This window comes from Micromonospora sp. DT53 (assembly GCF_049841535.1).
GTDB lineage: Bacteria > Actinomycetota > Actinomycetes > Mycobacteriales > Micromonosporaceae > Micromonospora.
In genome coordinates this window covers 222,945-236,480 of record NZ_JBNCKM010000004.1, presented here as the reverse complement: position 1 = coordinate 236,480, position 13,536 = coordinate 222,945, and the positions used below count along the sequence as shown (strand labels likewise).

The window sequence follows — 13,536 nt, the reverse complement described above, 5'->3', positions numbered from 1 at the left end:
GCGGAAGATGTCACCACTGCACCGCGCCGGCGCCGGGCACCGCTCGCCGATCGACGAGATCGGCCGCGACGACGCGTACCCGCTGATCCGCGACGAGCGCGCCTGCATCGTCACCGCACTCCGGCTGGGTTGGTGGATGGCCGACGCCTACCACCACGGACAGCACGCGGAGCCCGCCGCCTTCGTGGAAGCCCGCCCGGCCGTACCGCCGGCCAAGCTCTCCAACCTCACCGAGATGTCCGCCCACCGGCGGATGCGGATGTACCTCGACGGGGTCGACGTCGCCCTGGCCCAGATCGCCGACCTCACCCGACACACCGGGCCGGTACCCGACACGTCGGCCGCCCGAACCCTGCTCCCCGACCCGGGCCGACCCGACCCCGCCGACCCGGTGCCGCTGCTGCTCGCCCTCGACGACCTCAACGTGGAGGTGCTGCGCTGGGCGATGGCCGCCAACCACCGGGTCGGGCTGGCCTACCGACTGGGTCGGTCGGTGGCCGACACCGTCCGAGCCGGTGACGTCGCGCAGTTGCTACGGCAGTTCGGCGGCCGGCAGGTCCAGATCAGCCGATGGCTGGACGAGCTGGCCAGCGTGCTGCCGCCGTACTCGGCCGCCGTGGTGCGCCGGTCGCTGGCCGCCTGGGCGAGCGCGGTCGACCGCGCCGGCCACGGCGACCCGACCGAGCCGACGCCCACCGCCCTGAGCCAGGCGCTGCGCGGTCAGGGCGACCTCTGGCGCGACGTGCTCACCGGCGGCCTGCACCCCCGCGACCTGCTCGACGAGGAGGACTACGCGGTGGTCGCCAGGAACCTGATCATCCGGGACCGGCGACTGGTGGCGCAGGCGGCACGCGGCATCTTCTGGCCGGTGCTCGTACCCCTGCTGTTGGTGCTCTTCGCGGTCGTCGGGGTGAGCGCCGCCGCGGCCGCCGGCTCACCGACCACCCGGGCCACCGTCGCCCTGGTGGGCCTCGGCGCCGGGCTGGCCGCGATCTGGCGGTCGGTCTCCGGGCCCGCGCTGGCGGTCGCCGCCGAAGTCAACCGGCCCCTGCTGGACAGCGAACTCACCGCACGGATGGCGCTGCGGCTGAACCGGCCGCTGACCACCGCCCGGGCCGCGGCGAAGGCACCTCCCCGCACCCGCCGGCAGCGGCGTCCCGAGGAGGCCGGCCGATCGAAATACGTTGCCCGTGTCTCCCGCGTCGACCTACCGTGAGCACGCAAGGTCAACCACCACCGCGGGAGCACTTCATGCCGATGTCGCACGTCACCACCGTGCCGTCGACGCTGCCCGGTGACGGTTACCGAGCGAAAGGTCCCCGGGCGGGCCGGCCCGACTGACGCGCACCCGTACGCGCCGAGCCGCCCCGTCCGACAGCCGGACCGGGCGGCTTTTCGCTGTCCGTCAGCATCTGGAAAGGAGTCCCGGTGGACGCCGTCCTCGTCATCAACGCCGACCTCGGCCCGCTGCACCGGGTCACCGTTCAACACGCCGTGCGGATGCTCTGCCGTCGGGTGGCCGAAATCCACGAGGCCGAGCCGGACCGGGTGATCGGGGTCTTCCCGATGCCCCGGGTGGTGCGGCTGGTTCGGTTCGTGGTCACCCGGTGGAGGTTCAACTCCGGGCCGGCCTGGTCGCGCGCCGGTGTGCTGCGCCGCGACGACAGATGCTGCGCGTACTGCGGTGGCCAGGCCTCCACCATCGACCACATCCTGCCCCGCTCGCGCGGCGGCCGGAACACCTGGCGGAACACCACAGCCGCCTGCTACGCCTGCAACCAGCGCAAGGGGGACCGGACGCCGGCGGAGGCCGGCATGCCGCTGCGCCGGGAGCCGGTCAACCCGGGCTGGGGGGCACTGGCCGGGCGGTGACGGACCGGCCGGCGGGAACGGGGGGCCGCGTCCCGGGCACGTCCCGGGCGCGGCACCCGCCGGCCCCCGATCAGGCGGCGCGTTCCTTGACCTTCGACTTCAGCCGGCCGTCGGGGCACTGCACCCGGATCTCGCTGCGGTACTCCGCGGAGGTCAGCTCGACCACGATCTGCTTCGCCGGCCCCGGGTCGTACGCCTCGACCCGGAAACCGGGCGCGAGCGTCACCGTGAGCACCTCGACCGACTGTCCCACACAGCGAGCGGTGATCGTCCCGCCACGCGCGTCCACGGGTACGCCGGGGGCAGGGGTGGGAGTGGGCGTGACCCTGGTCGGGGTCGGGCCTCCAGTGGTGGTGGTCGGGCCCGGCGAGGCTGTCCCGCCCGGACCGGTCGGGGGGCCGGTCCGGGTAGCGGAGGCCGTGTTCCTGGCCGGCGGTACGGCAGCCGGACCGCTCTCGGCCAGCTCGATCGGCTCCTCGGCGCGGGGCATCCCCACCGTGGTGGTACCCGGGCTGCTGCCCGTCGGCGCGGCACTCTGCCCCGGTTGACGATTGCTGAAATCGCCGAGCGACCCGGCAAGCGCCACCGCGGCGATCACCGCGCCGCCGACCGTCAGGATGGCCCGCCCCCGACGCCACGGCCTGCGCCTCGTCGGCGCCGCCGAACCGCCAGTCGGCCCGGCGGCCGCTGCCGGCCCGGCGGCCGCTGCCGGCCCGGCGTCCGCTGCCGGCCCGGCGTCCGCTGCCGGCCCGGCGTCCGCTGCCGGCCCGGCGTCCGCTGCCGGCCCGGCGTCCGCCGATTCGGCGGCAACGGCAGCGGCCTCGGGCGCGGCTCCGCTGGCGGCGGCGAGCAGGATGCGGGCCGCGTCGGCGGCCGTCGGCCGGTCGGCGGGGTCGCCGGCCAGGCACCAGCGGTAGAGCCGGTGCACCCCGGGCGGTACGCCATCGAGCGAGGGCAACGAATCCGGCTCGACATGCGTGTGCGCGCGCAGCATCGCGGTCTGCGCCTCGGCGGGCCACGGCAGCCGGCCGGTGAGCACCCGGTGCAACAGCAGGCCGAGGGCGTACACGTCACTGGCGGGCAGAACCTCGCCGGCCTGCAACCGCTCCGGCGCCAGGTACGCCGGTGTACCCAGCAGCCGCCCCTCGAAATCGATCTCCGGCGCGCCGACGGCTGCCGCGATGCCGAAGTCGAGCACCTTCGCGCCGGTCGGCGTGAGCATCACGTTGCTCGGCTTGATGTCGCGGTGGACCAGCCCGTGCTCATGCGCGGCGGCGAGCGCCGAGGCCACCTCGGCGCACACCCGCAGACCGGCGCGTGGTGGCAACGGCCCGGCCACCAGCCGGTGTTCGAGGGTGTGACCGCCGAGCAACTCCATCACCACGAACGGGACCTGGGCACCGTCCAATGCCGACTCGCCGTAGTCGTAGACGCCCGTGACGTGTGGATGCGACAGCCGGGCCGCAGCCTTGGCCTCGCCCCGGATCCGCTGTCGGGCGTTGGTGTCCGAGGCGACCAGCACCTTCACCGCCACGTCCCGTTCGAGCACCTCGTCGTACGCCCGGTGCACCGCCGACATGCCGCCAATGCCGAGGCGCTCCAGGAGCCGGTAGCGGCCCGCAAGCAACTGATCACGCTGCACGACGGACAGCCTGCCGTACCGGCCTGGGAACCGGGTACCCGGGATCGAAATATCGCGATGAGTGGGAGCGACTTGCGGCTATCGCCCGCTCAGATCCGGGTGGTCCCGCAGGAACGCCTCGCCCCGGCGAGCGTTCCGGAGGACCGACACGATCAGCACCGCCCAGATCACCAGCAGCAACCCGCCGGTCATCGCGAAGAACGGCGCGATCCCCAGGAATGCCTGACCGACGCTCGTCATCGCCAACCCGGCGACCAGCACCACGAACCAGCGCTGGTCGACGAACTGTCGGGCGGTCTCCACGAGGAGGGCCGGGTCTTCGTCGGCCTCGGGTGTGCCGCGTCGAACCTGCCTCGCCAGCCGCCGCCGGTGCGACCAGCCCAAGTCCAACAACGGGGACTGTCGGGCCGCCCGGTAGCGCCTGGTGCGTACGGCCCAGACGACAGCGGCCACCTCGACGATGACTCCGAGAATCACCAGAACGCGTCCGACGTTACTGGCCCAGCGCGGCGGGTCACCGTCGAAGATGCCGGTGTTCCGACCACCCATCGCCGCACCGACCGCGAGCGCGCCGACCACGGCGGCCAGCAGCATGAGGAGCAGGATCAGCCGTAGTCGCCGTGGTTGCCGACCGGCCCGGTCCGGATTCGTCGCTGCCGCGTCCATAGTGGTCCCCCGATCACCGAGTGGATCGGGATCTACCCATCGACGGCCGTACGACAAACGCGATAAGCGCTATGCGCCCAGGGGTCGGCTGTGCGCTCAGTCGCCGGTCGGTGGCCGCCAGGCGAAGCGGGGCGTACGCCGCTCGGTCATCGCCGCGACCCCCTCCCGGGCCTCGCCGGTCGTCGTCACCTTCCGGTGCCACCAGGCGATCCGCGCGGGTGCGGCCCGCTCGTCGATGATCTCCTTCGCGGCGGCGATGCTCAGCGACGACCGCTGGGCGATCGTCGCGGTCAGTTCGTCCACCCGTACGGCGAGCCGGTCGGCCGGCAACACCTCGTCGACCAGGCCGATCCGCAGAGCGCGCTCGGTGTCGATCAGCTCGGCGGTGAACAGCAGATGCTTGGCTGCGGACGGGCCGACCAACCGGGCCAGCCGGCGCGTCGTCGGCGCCGGATAGACCAGCCCGAGCCGGGCCGGCGGTACGCCGAACCGGGCGCCGTCCGCTGCGATCCGCAGGTCGCAGGCGACCGCGAGCTGAGCCCCACCTCCGACGCAGGCGCCCCGGATGGCCGCGACTGTCGGCTTGGCGAACCGGGCCAGCCGTTCCTCGGCGGCCACCGCGATGCTGGCGTCACCGGCGTCCAACAGCTCGGCCAGGTCACCGAGGTCGGCACCCGCGCAGAAGGTGTCACCCGCGCCGGTGAGCACCAACGCCCGTACGGCGGGGTCGGGCTCCAGCCGGTCGAGCAGTTCGGGGAGCTGACGCCACATGGCCGCGGTCATCGCGTTACGCCGAGCCGGGTTGCGCATCACCACGGTGGCGACCGGCCCGGCCACCTCGACCGTCAACTCCGCGTCCGACACGTCCGCTCCTTCCCGCGCCACCCGTGGGCGACGCCGCCAATCTGATCACCGACGTCGCGTCGGTGCGGTGACCCTAGCCAAGACGATCGGTACGGACCGGCGCAGGCGCACTGCTGAAGCAATCTTGGACACTTTCCGTTACGCGCTAACGGAAAGTGTCCAAGATTGCCAGAACGGCGTGGACCGCCTCCGGTCCGATGGGGGAACCAGCGGTTGGGGTCGCGCGTCGGACGGAGATGAGACCCGCATCGACGACCGCCGTCACGGTCGCGCTCCTGGCCGCGCTCCTGACCGGTTGCACAAGCGCCGACCGAGCCCCTATCACCACCGCGACCCAGCCCTCGGCCACTACCGCTACCGGTCCGACTGCCCCCGCCACCGGCACCGCGCAGCCGACCACCGCCCCCACCGTCAGCGCCGCCCCGACCGTCAGCGCCGAGGCCAGCGGTGTGGCCCCCCGAGTGACGTTGCGAGGTTCCGGCGGCTTCGCCGGGCGCGGTGACTCCATCGTCGTCGAGCCGGACGGCCGGTGGACCGTGACGGACCGGGCCGGCAGTCGACGCAGCGGCCGGCTCACCCCTGCCGATCAGGGCCTCCTGGCGGGGCTGGCCGCCGACCCCCGGCTTCCCAATGAGGCGCGGCAGCCGACGACCGCGACCACCTGCGCGGACGTCATGCACTACCGCCTCACCGTCGGCAGCACCGAGACCGGGTACGCCGACTGCCCGGCCGAAGGGCCTCCGCCGCCGGCCACCCAGGCGGTGGTCAAGCTGCTGCTGCGAGCCACCAACACCTACGTCAGGTAGTCCGGGGGCAGGCCGGTGCCCCGCAGCTCCGGCGGAAGGTGGGCCACGTCGTTGACGGCGACCAGACTCGGCGGGCCCGCCGCGCTGTACCGGATGACGGTCAGGCCCGCGTTGTGGGAGTTCAAGCCCAGCCACCGCCACTCCGGCGCGTCGAGGGCATGCCGCACCAGCCAGGCGATCAGGAAGCTGTGCGTCACGACCAGCTCGCGAACCGGCTCACCGCCGGCCGGCCCCTCGCCGACCGGGCCGGCGAACCGGCGCACCGCGTCCGCCGTCACTCGCGGCCCGTCGACCCGCTCGGCCGCCGAGAACTGCGTCAGGAATTCGGCGTACGCGGGCGGCAGTCCAGCCGGGTCCGTGTCGTGCGGGAGGTGGTCGCCGGCCAGTTCCGTCTCGTACACCGGAACCTCGGGCAGCGACTTGGCGATCAGCTCGGCGGTCTGCGCGGCCCGGCGCAGCGGCCCGTGATGGACGGCGGCGAACCGACGGGCTCGCAGGCGTTCGCCCAGCAGGGTGGCCTGCTGCCGGCCGCGCTCCGACAGGCCGGTATCCGGTTCGGCCGCATCGGGTCCACCCAGCTCGGGCAGGTCCTGCTCGGCGTGTCGGGTCAGGTACAGCAACCGGGTCACCATGCGGCCCAGCACAACACACCGGGAGGTACGGGTTCGACCCGCACCTCCCGGCCCTGCGGCCCCGCTCCCCTATGCCTTGGGGAACATCTGGCCGATGCGGATCCGGTTGCCGAACGGGTCCCGGATGCCGAAGTCGATTCCGTACGGGCGCTCGGTCGGCTCGTCGGTGATCTCGACGCCCTTCGCCACCAGATCCTCGTGCGTCTTGCGGGCGTCGTCGGTGGTCATGAAGAGGTACCCACCGAGGGCACCCTTGGTGAGCAGCTCCCGGACCTGCTCGGCGGTGGCCGGGTCCAGCGCGGGCGGACCCGGCTTCTCCAACAGGATCTCGCGCTCCGGGTCGCCGGGCAGGTTGACCGTCAGCCACCGCATGAAGCCGAGGTCCTGGTCGGTGTTGACCTCCATGCCGAGCGTGTTGACGTAGAAGTCAAGCGCGGCGTCCTGGTCGAGGACGTAGATCTGGGAGCGGCTGATCGCGTTCATCGTCATGCCCATGACGCTAGAGGTTGACCGTGACCTGCGGCTTATCCAAAACTGCTGGGTCGGGTCCAGGCTTTGGTGAAACACGACGGCACGTTGGCCGGCGCGACACGACGACGCCGGAAATCCGAGGGCGAATCGCCGACGATCTGCCGGAACGTACGGCTGAACGTGCCCAGGCTGCCGAAGCCGACGGCGTAGCAGATGTCCGTCACGTCCCGGTCGGTCTCCACCAGCAACGCCATCGCCCGCTCCACCCGGCGGCGTTGCAGGTAGCGGTGCGGGGTCTCACCGAAGGTGGCCCGGAAGGTACGGATGAAGTGCGCCTCCGAGACGTGCGCGATCCGGGCCAACGCGGGAATGTCCAGAGGCTCGGCGTACGCCCGGTCCATCGCGTCCCGGGCGCGCAACATCGCCCGGTTCGACTCCTCCACCGCGCGACTCATTGACCCCCGGCCCCACTTCGCTCGTCGCCGGAGCCCAGGCTACCGCCGGGCACTCCGTCGTCCGGTCGGTAGCGCGCCGCTCAACCCGGTGCGCCGGATGTGACAGGTTTCCGGTGCGGCCGAGCTGTCACTTTCGGTAGTAGAAGTCGGCGGCCTCACCAGCACCCTTCGGCGCGGTGATCTTCAGGGCCTTCCCGTGATCTTTCATGGTGGTGGTCATCGTCAGTTTCGGGCCGTCGCTTGGGCTCAGCTCCACCTTGATCGAGGTGACCCAGCCCTTGTCGTCGGTGGTGATCGTGAACGGCGACGGGCGTGCGCCGAGCGAGACGATGCTCGGTGCACCCACGGGAAGGAACGAAGTGGCGTCCTTGCCGTTGGGATCGAACCGGCCGGTGTAGGTGTGCGGGTCGGTGCGGTCCACCGAGACGATCGACGAGGTGAACGCCTTCAGCCCGGTCGGGTCGGCCCAGTCGAAGCGCAGGAAGATGTCGTCGGGCTTCACCCGCTTCAGATCGACGTGCACCCAGTCCTTCTCGTCCGACGGCCGTAGGTAACTGTCGGTGCCGATCACGATCCGGCTTCCCGCCGACGGGTTCTTCCCACCGGTGACCGAGATGGTGGTCTGGAAACGGCGCTTCTTCGGGTCAAAGGCGCCCGTGCCGGTGACCTTCTGCCCTTCGGGCAAGCCGCCGCGCACCGTGTACCGGTGGGCGACCCCCTGCGACCGCTGGAGACCCGCGACCAACTCGGCGCGAGCGTCGGGCGTCGGAGACGGCGCCGCGGTGGTGGCCTGGACCGGTTTCTCGGCGCGTGTGGGCTCCGCCTCAGGAGTGCATCCGGCAGCGACGAGCAGACAACCTGTCAAACCCAGCACGAGCACTGTGGTGCGCTGTTTCATTGTGGTTCCCCCGTGGAGCGCCGCCTGGTCGCGGACGGAGGCACGATAGCGAACTTGGTCGACACCCGGCGCCCCGCTGGGCGGACCGTGGGCTGAGACCTGCTGCCCACCGGACGTGATGCTCTCGTGAGTGCCGTTGTTGTCAACTGCTCGACTCGTGGCAGCGCCACTCGGAAAGGTCTGATGTAATTGGAGCCCCCGGCCGGGATCGAACCGGCGACATCTCGCTTACAAGGCGAGTGCTCTGGCCAGCTGAGCTACAGGGGCGCGTGCGTCGAGGTCAGCATAGCGACTGGCGTCCGGATATCCCGATCGCGAGGCCTCCCGAGCACGGGAATCGTCAGCAACCCGACGCACGCTCGTTTGTCGCTGCGTCGATTGATGTCTGACCGTGCCCGAGTGACCGGAATGTGCAGCCCACCTGGTGGGTCCGGCGACCCCCCCGCCTTGGCAGCACGGGTAAACGCGTTTACGGTTCACTGACACGGACGACAACCGGGCGCCCCCGCGACCGGGCCGCCGTCCGCTGACCGGCACGGGCTCGTGCCGGTTTGCTCCTTCACTCGGATCGTCCGGCACGTTCCTGCCGGTGAAAGGAAGCGCTTCACCATGGCTACGGTCACCTATTCCAAGGCGTCCCGGGTCTACCCGGGCCAAGAGCGTCCCGCCGTCAACGAGCTCAACCTCGAGATCGGCGACGGCGAGTTCCTCGTCCTGGTCGGTCCCTCCGGTTGCGGCAAGTCCACAAGCCTGCGGATGCTCGCCGGCCTGGAGGACGTGGACGCCGGTTCGATCTACATCGACCAGCGTGACGTCACCCACCTGCCTCCGAAGGCCCGCGACATCGCGATGGTCTTCCAGAACTACGCCCTCTACCCGCACATGACGGTGTACGAGAACATGGCGTTCGCCCTCAAGCTGCGCAAGACCTCCAAGTCGGAGATCGACAGGCGGGTCAAGGAGGCAGCCGCGCTGCTCCAGCTGGAGGAGTACCTCGGCCGCAAGCCGAAGGCGCTCTCCGGCGGTCAGCGTCAGCGTGTCGCGATGGGCCGGGCGATCGTCCGCGAGCCGCAGGTCTTCCTCATGGACGAGCCGCTGTCGAACCTCGACGCCAAGCTCCGTGTGCAGACCCGTACCCAGATCGCGTCCCTGCAGGCCAAGCTGGGCGTCACCACGGTCTACGTCACGCACGACCAGGTCGAGGCCATGACCATGGGTCACCGGGTCGCGGTGCTGCTCGACGGTGTCCTTCAGCAGGTGGACACCCCGCGGGCGCTCTACGACACCCCGGCCAACGTGTTCGTCGCCGGCTTCATGGGTTCTCCCGCCATGAACATCAAGACCGTTCCGCTGAACGAGCGGGGCGCCGAGTTCGCCGAGCTGCAGATCCCGCTGACCCGGGAGCAGGTCGAGGCGGCCCGCGCCGAGGGTGGCGACGGCAAGGTCACCGTGGGCTTCCGCCCGGAGGACTGCGAGCTGGTCAGCCCGACCGAGGGCGGCATGCCGGTCGTGGTCGAGCTGGTCGAGGACCTCGGCTCGGACGCCAACGTCTACGGTCACGCCGCGCTGGGTGGCAACTCGGAGCGCTTCGTCGTCCGCACCGACCGGCGCAACATGCCGAACATGGGTGACACCGTGTTCGTCAAGCCGGTCGCCGGTCGCAGCCACGTCTTCCACGCCTCCACCGGTGGCCGGATCTGACGTAACGCCGTACCGACAGGGGCGGTCCGCTTCGGCGGGCTGCCCCTTTCGTCGTACCGGAATGGGCTCTTCACCCCGTGGAGCCAGCGCGGAGGTGGCTCTGTGGGGTGATTTGGCACGGCGGGCCGCTCTCATACGGTCACGGCGACCCGAACCCGAGGAGGCGCCGTGCCCACCGATCTCGCCCAGTCCGCCGCCGACCACCCGACCGCGCGTTCCCGGTCGTACCGGATGGTTCGCCTGGCCGGCCGCAGCCTCGCCTACTGCGCGACGCTGGTGCCGGTCGCCGTACTCGCGCTGGTCACCGCCCCGCTGGGCGGAGCCGGCGCCGCCGTCGCACGCTGGCGTGCCCTGCGCACCGGACTGCTCGGGATGCCACCGACGGCCGTGCCCGGCCGACGGCCCGGCACGGTCGCGGTGCTCGGCCACGCGCTGCTCAGCGTGCTCGTGGGTGCCGTGGCCCTGCTGCCGCTCGGCGTCGAGCTGCTGGTGGTGCTGCGCGGCGTGCTGTACGGCCTGGTGGACTCCGGGCCGTACGTCGGCGCCTGGGGTGGGCCGACCCGGGCCGGCGCGTGGCTGGCGCACTTCCTCATCGGCCTACCGATGGCCGCCGCCGGCCTGGCCGCCCTGATCGGCATCGCCGCCGTGCATCAGCGGCTGACCAGACGCCTGGACGGCGAGCGCGGCCCGGTCTGGTTGTACCCGACCGTGTTGCTGATGGCGGTTGCCGGGGCGCTGCTCTTCGTCGGGTGGACCCGGCAGATCTGACCACGAAGGCCCCCTCCCGCGCTCGGCGGGAGAGGGCCTTCGTCGACGTGCGCTACAGCTCGACGGAGCGTCGGCGGGCGACCTCGGCCAGGGCCACAGCCGCTGCCACGCTGGCGTTGAGCGACTCGACCTCGGAGATCATCGGAATGCTGACGGTCAGGTCGCAGGTCTCCCCGACCAGGCGGGAAAGACCACGCCCCTCGGAACCGACCACCACCACCAGCGGACCGACCGCAGCCTCCAGGTTGTAGAGGTCGGTGTCGCCGTCGGCATCCAGGCCGACGACCATGAAGCCGGCGTCCCGGCACGCCTTCAGCGACCGGGTCAGGTTGGTCACCTGCGCCACGGGCACCCGCGCGGCCGCGCCGGCACTGGTCCGCCAGGCGGTCGCGGTGATCCCGGCGGCACGACGCTCGGGTACGAAGACACCCTGCGCGCCGAACGCGGCAGCCGACCGGATGACGGCGCCCAGGTTGCGTGGGTCGGTGACACCGTCCAGCGCGACCAGCAGCGGGGCCTGCTGCTCCAGGGCAGCGGCGACCATGTCCTCGAACGGCTGGTACGCGAAGGGCGGCACCTGCAAGCCGACGCCCTGGTGCAGCACCCCGCCGGTCATCCGGTCCAACTCGGCGCGGCTGATCTCCAGATTGGCGATGCCCCGGTCGGCGGCGGTCCGGATGATCTCGTTGATCCGATCGTCCATGTCGATGCCCTGGGCGGTGTAGAGCGCCGTCGCCGGCACGTTGGCGCGCAACGCCTCCAGCACCGGGTTACGCCCGACCAGCAGCTCCGGGGTGTCCTTGGACGGGTTGGACTTGCGCCCCGGCGTGACCCGCGGACCGGACCGCCCGGTGGGCTTGCCGCCCCGTCCGCCGGTGGCGGCACCCCGACCGACAGGTACGCCCCGACCGCCACCCCGGCCCCAGGTGGTGTCCTTGCTGCCAGGCTGGCCGATCTTGGGGGCGCGCCCCTCCTCGGCCGCCGCGCGGCGCTCCTTGTCCTGCTTCCAGGCGGTGCGCTGGGGCAGCTTCTCGGTGCCCGAGTAACCCTTGTGCCACGGACGCTCATCCGCGGGCAGGGTGCGGCCCCGCCCGGCCAACGAGTCCTTGTTCTTGCCGCCGGTGCCCTTGGGGGCGCCTGCCTTCGACGTCAGTCGCCGGCCACGGCGCTGCGAGTTGCCGGCCATCAGTCCTGCTCTCCAATAGTCCAACGGGGGCCCTGGGGGGTGTCCTCGACCACCACGCCGGCCAGCTTGAGCTGGTCACGCACCGCGTCCGCGGCAGCCCAGTCCTTGCGGCCCCGCGCCTGCGCACGCTGCTCCAGGGCCAGCGCGATCAGGGAGTCGACCACGGCACGAAGATCGTCCGATTGGCCGCCACCGGTCCAGGCCGGGTCGAGGGGGTCGATCCCGAGAATATCCAGCATTGCCCGCACCACGGCCAGCGTGGTGCGGACGGTCACATCGTCGCCGACGCTCAGGGCGGTGTTGCCGTCCCGAATGTGCTGTTGCAGGACGGCCAGCGCGGCGGACGTGTTGAGGTCGTCGTCCATCGCCGCGACGAAGCCAGCGGGCAGCTCACCGAGCTGCCCGGCACCGACCCGCTCGGCGGCCCGCTGCACGAAACCCTCGATCCGCCGGTACGCGGTGGCCGCGTCGCGCAGCGAATCCTCCGAGTAGTCGATCAGCGAACGGTAGTGCGCGGCAGCGTAGTAGTAGCGCAACTCCACCGGCCGCACCCCGAGCGAGTCCACGTACGCCAAGTCCAGCGCGTTGCCGGCGGACTTGCCCATCTTGGCCCCGCCGATGCTCAACAAACCGTGGTGCACCCAGTAGCGGGCGAACGGCAACCCGGCCGCCTTGGACTGGGCGATCTCGTTCTCGTGGTGCGGGAACGTCAGATCCAGGCCACCGCCGTGAATGTCGAACTCCGGGCCGAGATAGCGCCAGCACATCGCCGAGCACTCGATGTGCCAACCCGGACGGCCCAGCCCCCACGGCGAGGGCCAGTAGGCGTCCGCCGGCTCGTCCGGTTTGGCGCCCTTCCACAGCGCGAAGTCGCGCGGATCCCGCTTGCCCCGATCCGGGGCGTCCCCGGCGGACTGCATGGCGTCCGGCGACTGACCCGACAGCGACCCGTACGCCGGCCACGACGCCACGTCGAAGTAGACGTCACCCGAGCCGTCACTCGCCGGGTACGCGTGCCCATCGGCGATCAGCTTCGTGATCAGCTCGTGCATCTCGGGGATGTGCCCCGTGGCGCGCGGCTCGTAGGTGGGCGCCAGCACGTTCAACGACCGGTACGACTCGGCGAGCAGCAACTCGTTGGCGTACGCGATCGACCAGAACGGAAGACCCTGCTCGCCCGCCTTGACCAGGATCTTGTCGTCGATGTCGGTCAGATTGCGAATGAAGGTGACCTCGAAGCCTGCGGTCAACAGCCAACGGCGCAGGATGTCATAGTTGACGCCGGAGCGAAGATGACCGATGTGCGGCGGGGCCTGGAGGGTGAGACCACACAGGTAGACCCCCACCTTGCCGGCTTCCCGCGGGACGAAGTCCCGCACCGATCGGGTGGCGGTGTCATACAGGCGTAGCGTCACCGTACAAGGGTAGCTGTCCGTGCCTGTCCGGGTCCGCCGGTGCCGGGTCGTACGCTGCCAGGCGTGGATGCGACCGCACGCTCCGGTGGCTCCGGTGACACGCCAGCCAACCCCACCGCCCCGGCCCACCCGCCCTCCGGGCCGCCCTCCGGGCCGCCCG

14 protein-coding genes and 1 tRNA gene are annotated in these 13,536 nt (G+C 71.5%); 5 read left to right on the top strand and 10 right to left on the bottom strand.

The genetic code is table 11. From position 1 onward, the window contains the following. Positions 1 to 7 precede the first annotated feature (7 nt). Together ACLQ3B_RS15300 and ACLQ3B_RS15295 are read left to right on the top strand one after the other, a co-directional pair. Positions 8 to 1,216, top strand: coding sequence for a hypothetical protein (locus tag ACLQ3B_RS15300; protein ID WP_425781235.1), 1,209 nt, complete (start codon positions 8 to 10; stop codon positions 1,214 to 1,216). A gap of 212 nt (positions 1,217 to 1,428) precedes the next feature. Then, positions 1,429 to 1,872: an HNH endonuclease gene (locus tag ACLQ3B_RS15295; protein WP_425781234.1), complete on the top strand. Its 444-nt coding sequence runs from the start codon at positions 1,429 to 1,431 to the stop codon at positions 1,870 to 1,872. Between the two features lie 70 nt (positions 1,873 to 1,942). On the opposite strand, the gene ACLQ3B_RS15290 is transcribed toward ACLQ3B_RS15295, so the two are convergent. The 3 genes from ACLQ3B_RS15290 to ACLQ3B_RS15280 all read right to left on the bottom strand — a co-directional run bounded on the left by ACLQ3B_RS15290 (position 1,943) and on the right by ACLQ3B_RS15280 (position 5,044). Further along, positions 1,943 to 3,514, bottom strand: coding sequence for a serine/threonine-protein kinase (locus ACLQ3B_RS15290; RefSeq protein ID WP_425781232.1), 1,572 nt, complete (start codon positions 3,512 to 3,514; stop codon positions 1,943 to 1,945). 78 nt (positions 3,515 to 3,592) lie between these two features. Then, complete coding sequence (locus ACLQ3B_RS15285) at positions 3,593 to 4,180, bottom strand: hypothetical protein (protein WP_425781230.1); 588 nt, start codon at positions 4,178 to 4,180, stop codon at positions 3,593 to 3,595. A gap of 96 nt (positions 4,181 to 4,276) precedes the next feature. After that, a complete protein-coding gene (locus ACLQ3B_RS15280; protein WP_425781228.1) occupies positions 4,277 to 5,044 on the bottom strand; it encodes an enoyl-CoA hydratase/isomerase family protein in 768 nt (255 codons plus the stop codon). A gap of 236 nt (positions 5,045 to 5,280) precedes the next feature. Between ACLQ3B_RS15280 and ACLQ3B_RS15275 the strand changes: the two genes are divergently transcribed. Further along, entirely contained in the window at positions 5,281 to 5,850 is a 570-nt protein-coding gene (locus ACLQ3B_RS15275; protein WP_425781226.1) for a hypothetical protein, read from the top strand. Here ACLQ3B_RS15275 and ACLQ3B_RS15270 read toward each other — a convergent pair. The 5 genes from ACLQ3B_RS15270 to ACLQ3B_RS15250 all read right to left on the bottom strand — a co-directional run bounded on the left by ACLQ3B_RS15270 (position 5,838) and on the right by ACLQ3B_RS15250 (position 8,573). Next, complete coding sequence (locus ACLQ3B_RS15270) at positions 5,838 to 6,482, bottom strand: histidine phosphatase family protein (protein ID WP_425781225.1); 645 nt, start codon at positions 6,480 to 6,482, stop codon at positions 5,838 to 5,840. The two genes, ACLQ3B_RS15275 and ACLQ3B_RS15270, sit on opposite strands and share 13 nt — an antisense overlap. 69 nt (positions 6,483 to 6,551) lie before the next feature. Further along, positions 6,552 to 6,971, bottom strand: a complete 420-nt coding sequence (locus ACLQ3B_RS15265) for a VOC family protein (RefSeq protein ID WP_425781223.1) — start codon at positions 6,969 to 6,971, stop codon at positions 6,552 to 6,554. Between the two features lie 35 nt (positions 6,972 to 7,006). Continuing rightward, positions 7,007 to 7,408, bottom strand: coding sequence for a helix-turn-helix domain-containing protein (locus ACLQ3B_RS15260; RefSeq protein ID WP_196929246.1), 402 nt, complete (start codon positions 7,406 to 7,408; stop codon positions 7,007 to 7,009). Positions 7,409 to 7,535: 127 nt separating this feature from the next. Beyond that, a complete protein-coding gene (locus tag ACLQ3B_RS15255; RefSeq protein WP_425781220.1) occupies positions 7,536 to 8,306 on the bottom strand; it encodes a hypothetical protein in 771 nt (256 codons plus the stop codon). Between the two features lie 190 nt (positions 8,307 to 8,496). Next, positions 8,497 to 8,573: transfer RNA gene (locus tag ACLQ3B_RS15250), tRNA-Thr, on the bottom strand. Between the two features lie 342 nt (positions 8,574 to 8,915). Between ACLQ3B_RS15250 and ACLQ3B_RS15245 the strand changes: the two genes are divergently transcribed. Both ACLQ3B_RS15245 and ACLQ3B_RS15240 read left to right on the top strand, forming a co-directional pair. After that, positions 8,916 to 10,007: an ABC transporter ATP-binding protein gene (locus tag ACLQ3B_RS15245; protein WP_210817699.1), complete on the top strand. Its 1,092-nt coding sequence runs from the start codon at positions 8,916 to 8,918 to the stop codon at positions 10,005 to 10,007. A gap of 168 nt (positions 10,008 to 10,175) precedes the next feature. Beyond that, on the top strand, positions 10,176 to 10,775 hold the full coding sequence (locus ACLQ3B_RS15240) for a hypothetical protein (RefSeq protein ID WP_425781218.1): 600 nt from the start codon (positions 10,176 to 10,178) through the stop codon (positions 10,773 to 10,775). A gap of 52 nt (positions 10,776 to 10,827) precedes the next feature. Here ACLQ3B_RS15240 and rlmB read toward each other — a convergent pair whose 3' ends face one another. Together rlmB and cysS are read right to left on the bottom strand one after the other, a co-directional pair. After that, complete coding sequence (rlmB, locus tag ACLQ3B_RS15235) at positions 10,828 to 11,961, bottom strand: 23S rRNA (guanosine(2251)-2'-O)-methyltransferase RlmB (protein WP_196920053.1); 1,134 nt, start codon at positions 11,959 to 11,961, stop codon at positions 10,828 to 10,830. Continuing rightward, positions 11,961 to 13,376 (bottom strand): cysteine--tRNA ligase, encoded by a 1,416-nt coding sequence (cysS, locus tag ACLQ3B_RS15230; protein WP_425781216.1) that lies wholly within the window; start codon positions 13,374 to 13,376, stop codon positions 11,961 to 11,963. Before cysS ends, rlmB begins: the two co-directional genes overlap by 1 nt. Between the last annotated feature and the right edge of the window lie 160 nt (positions 13,377 to 13,536).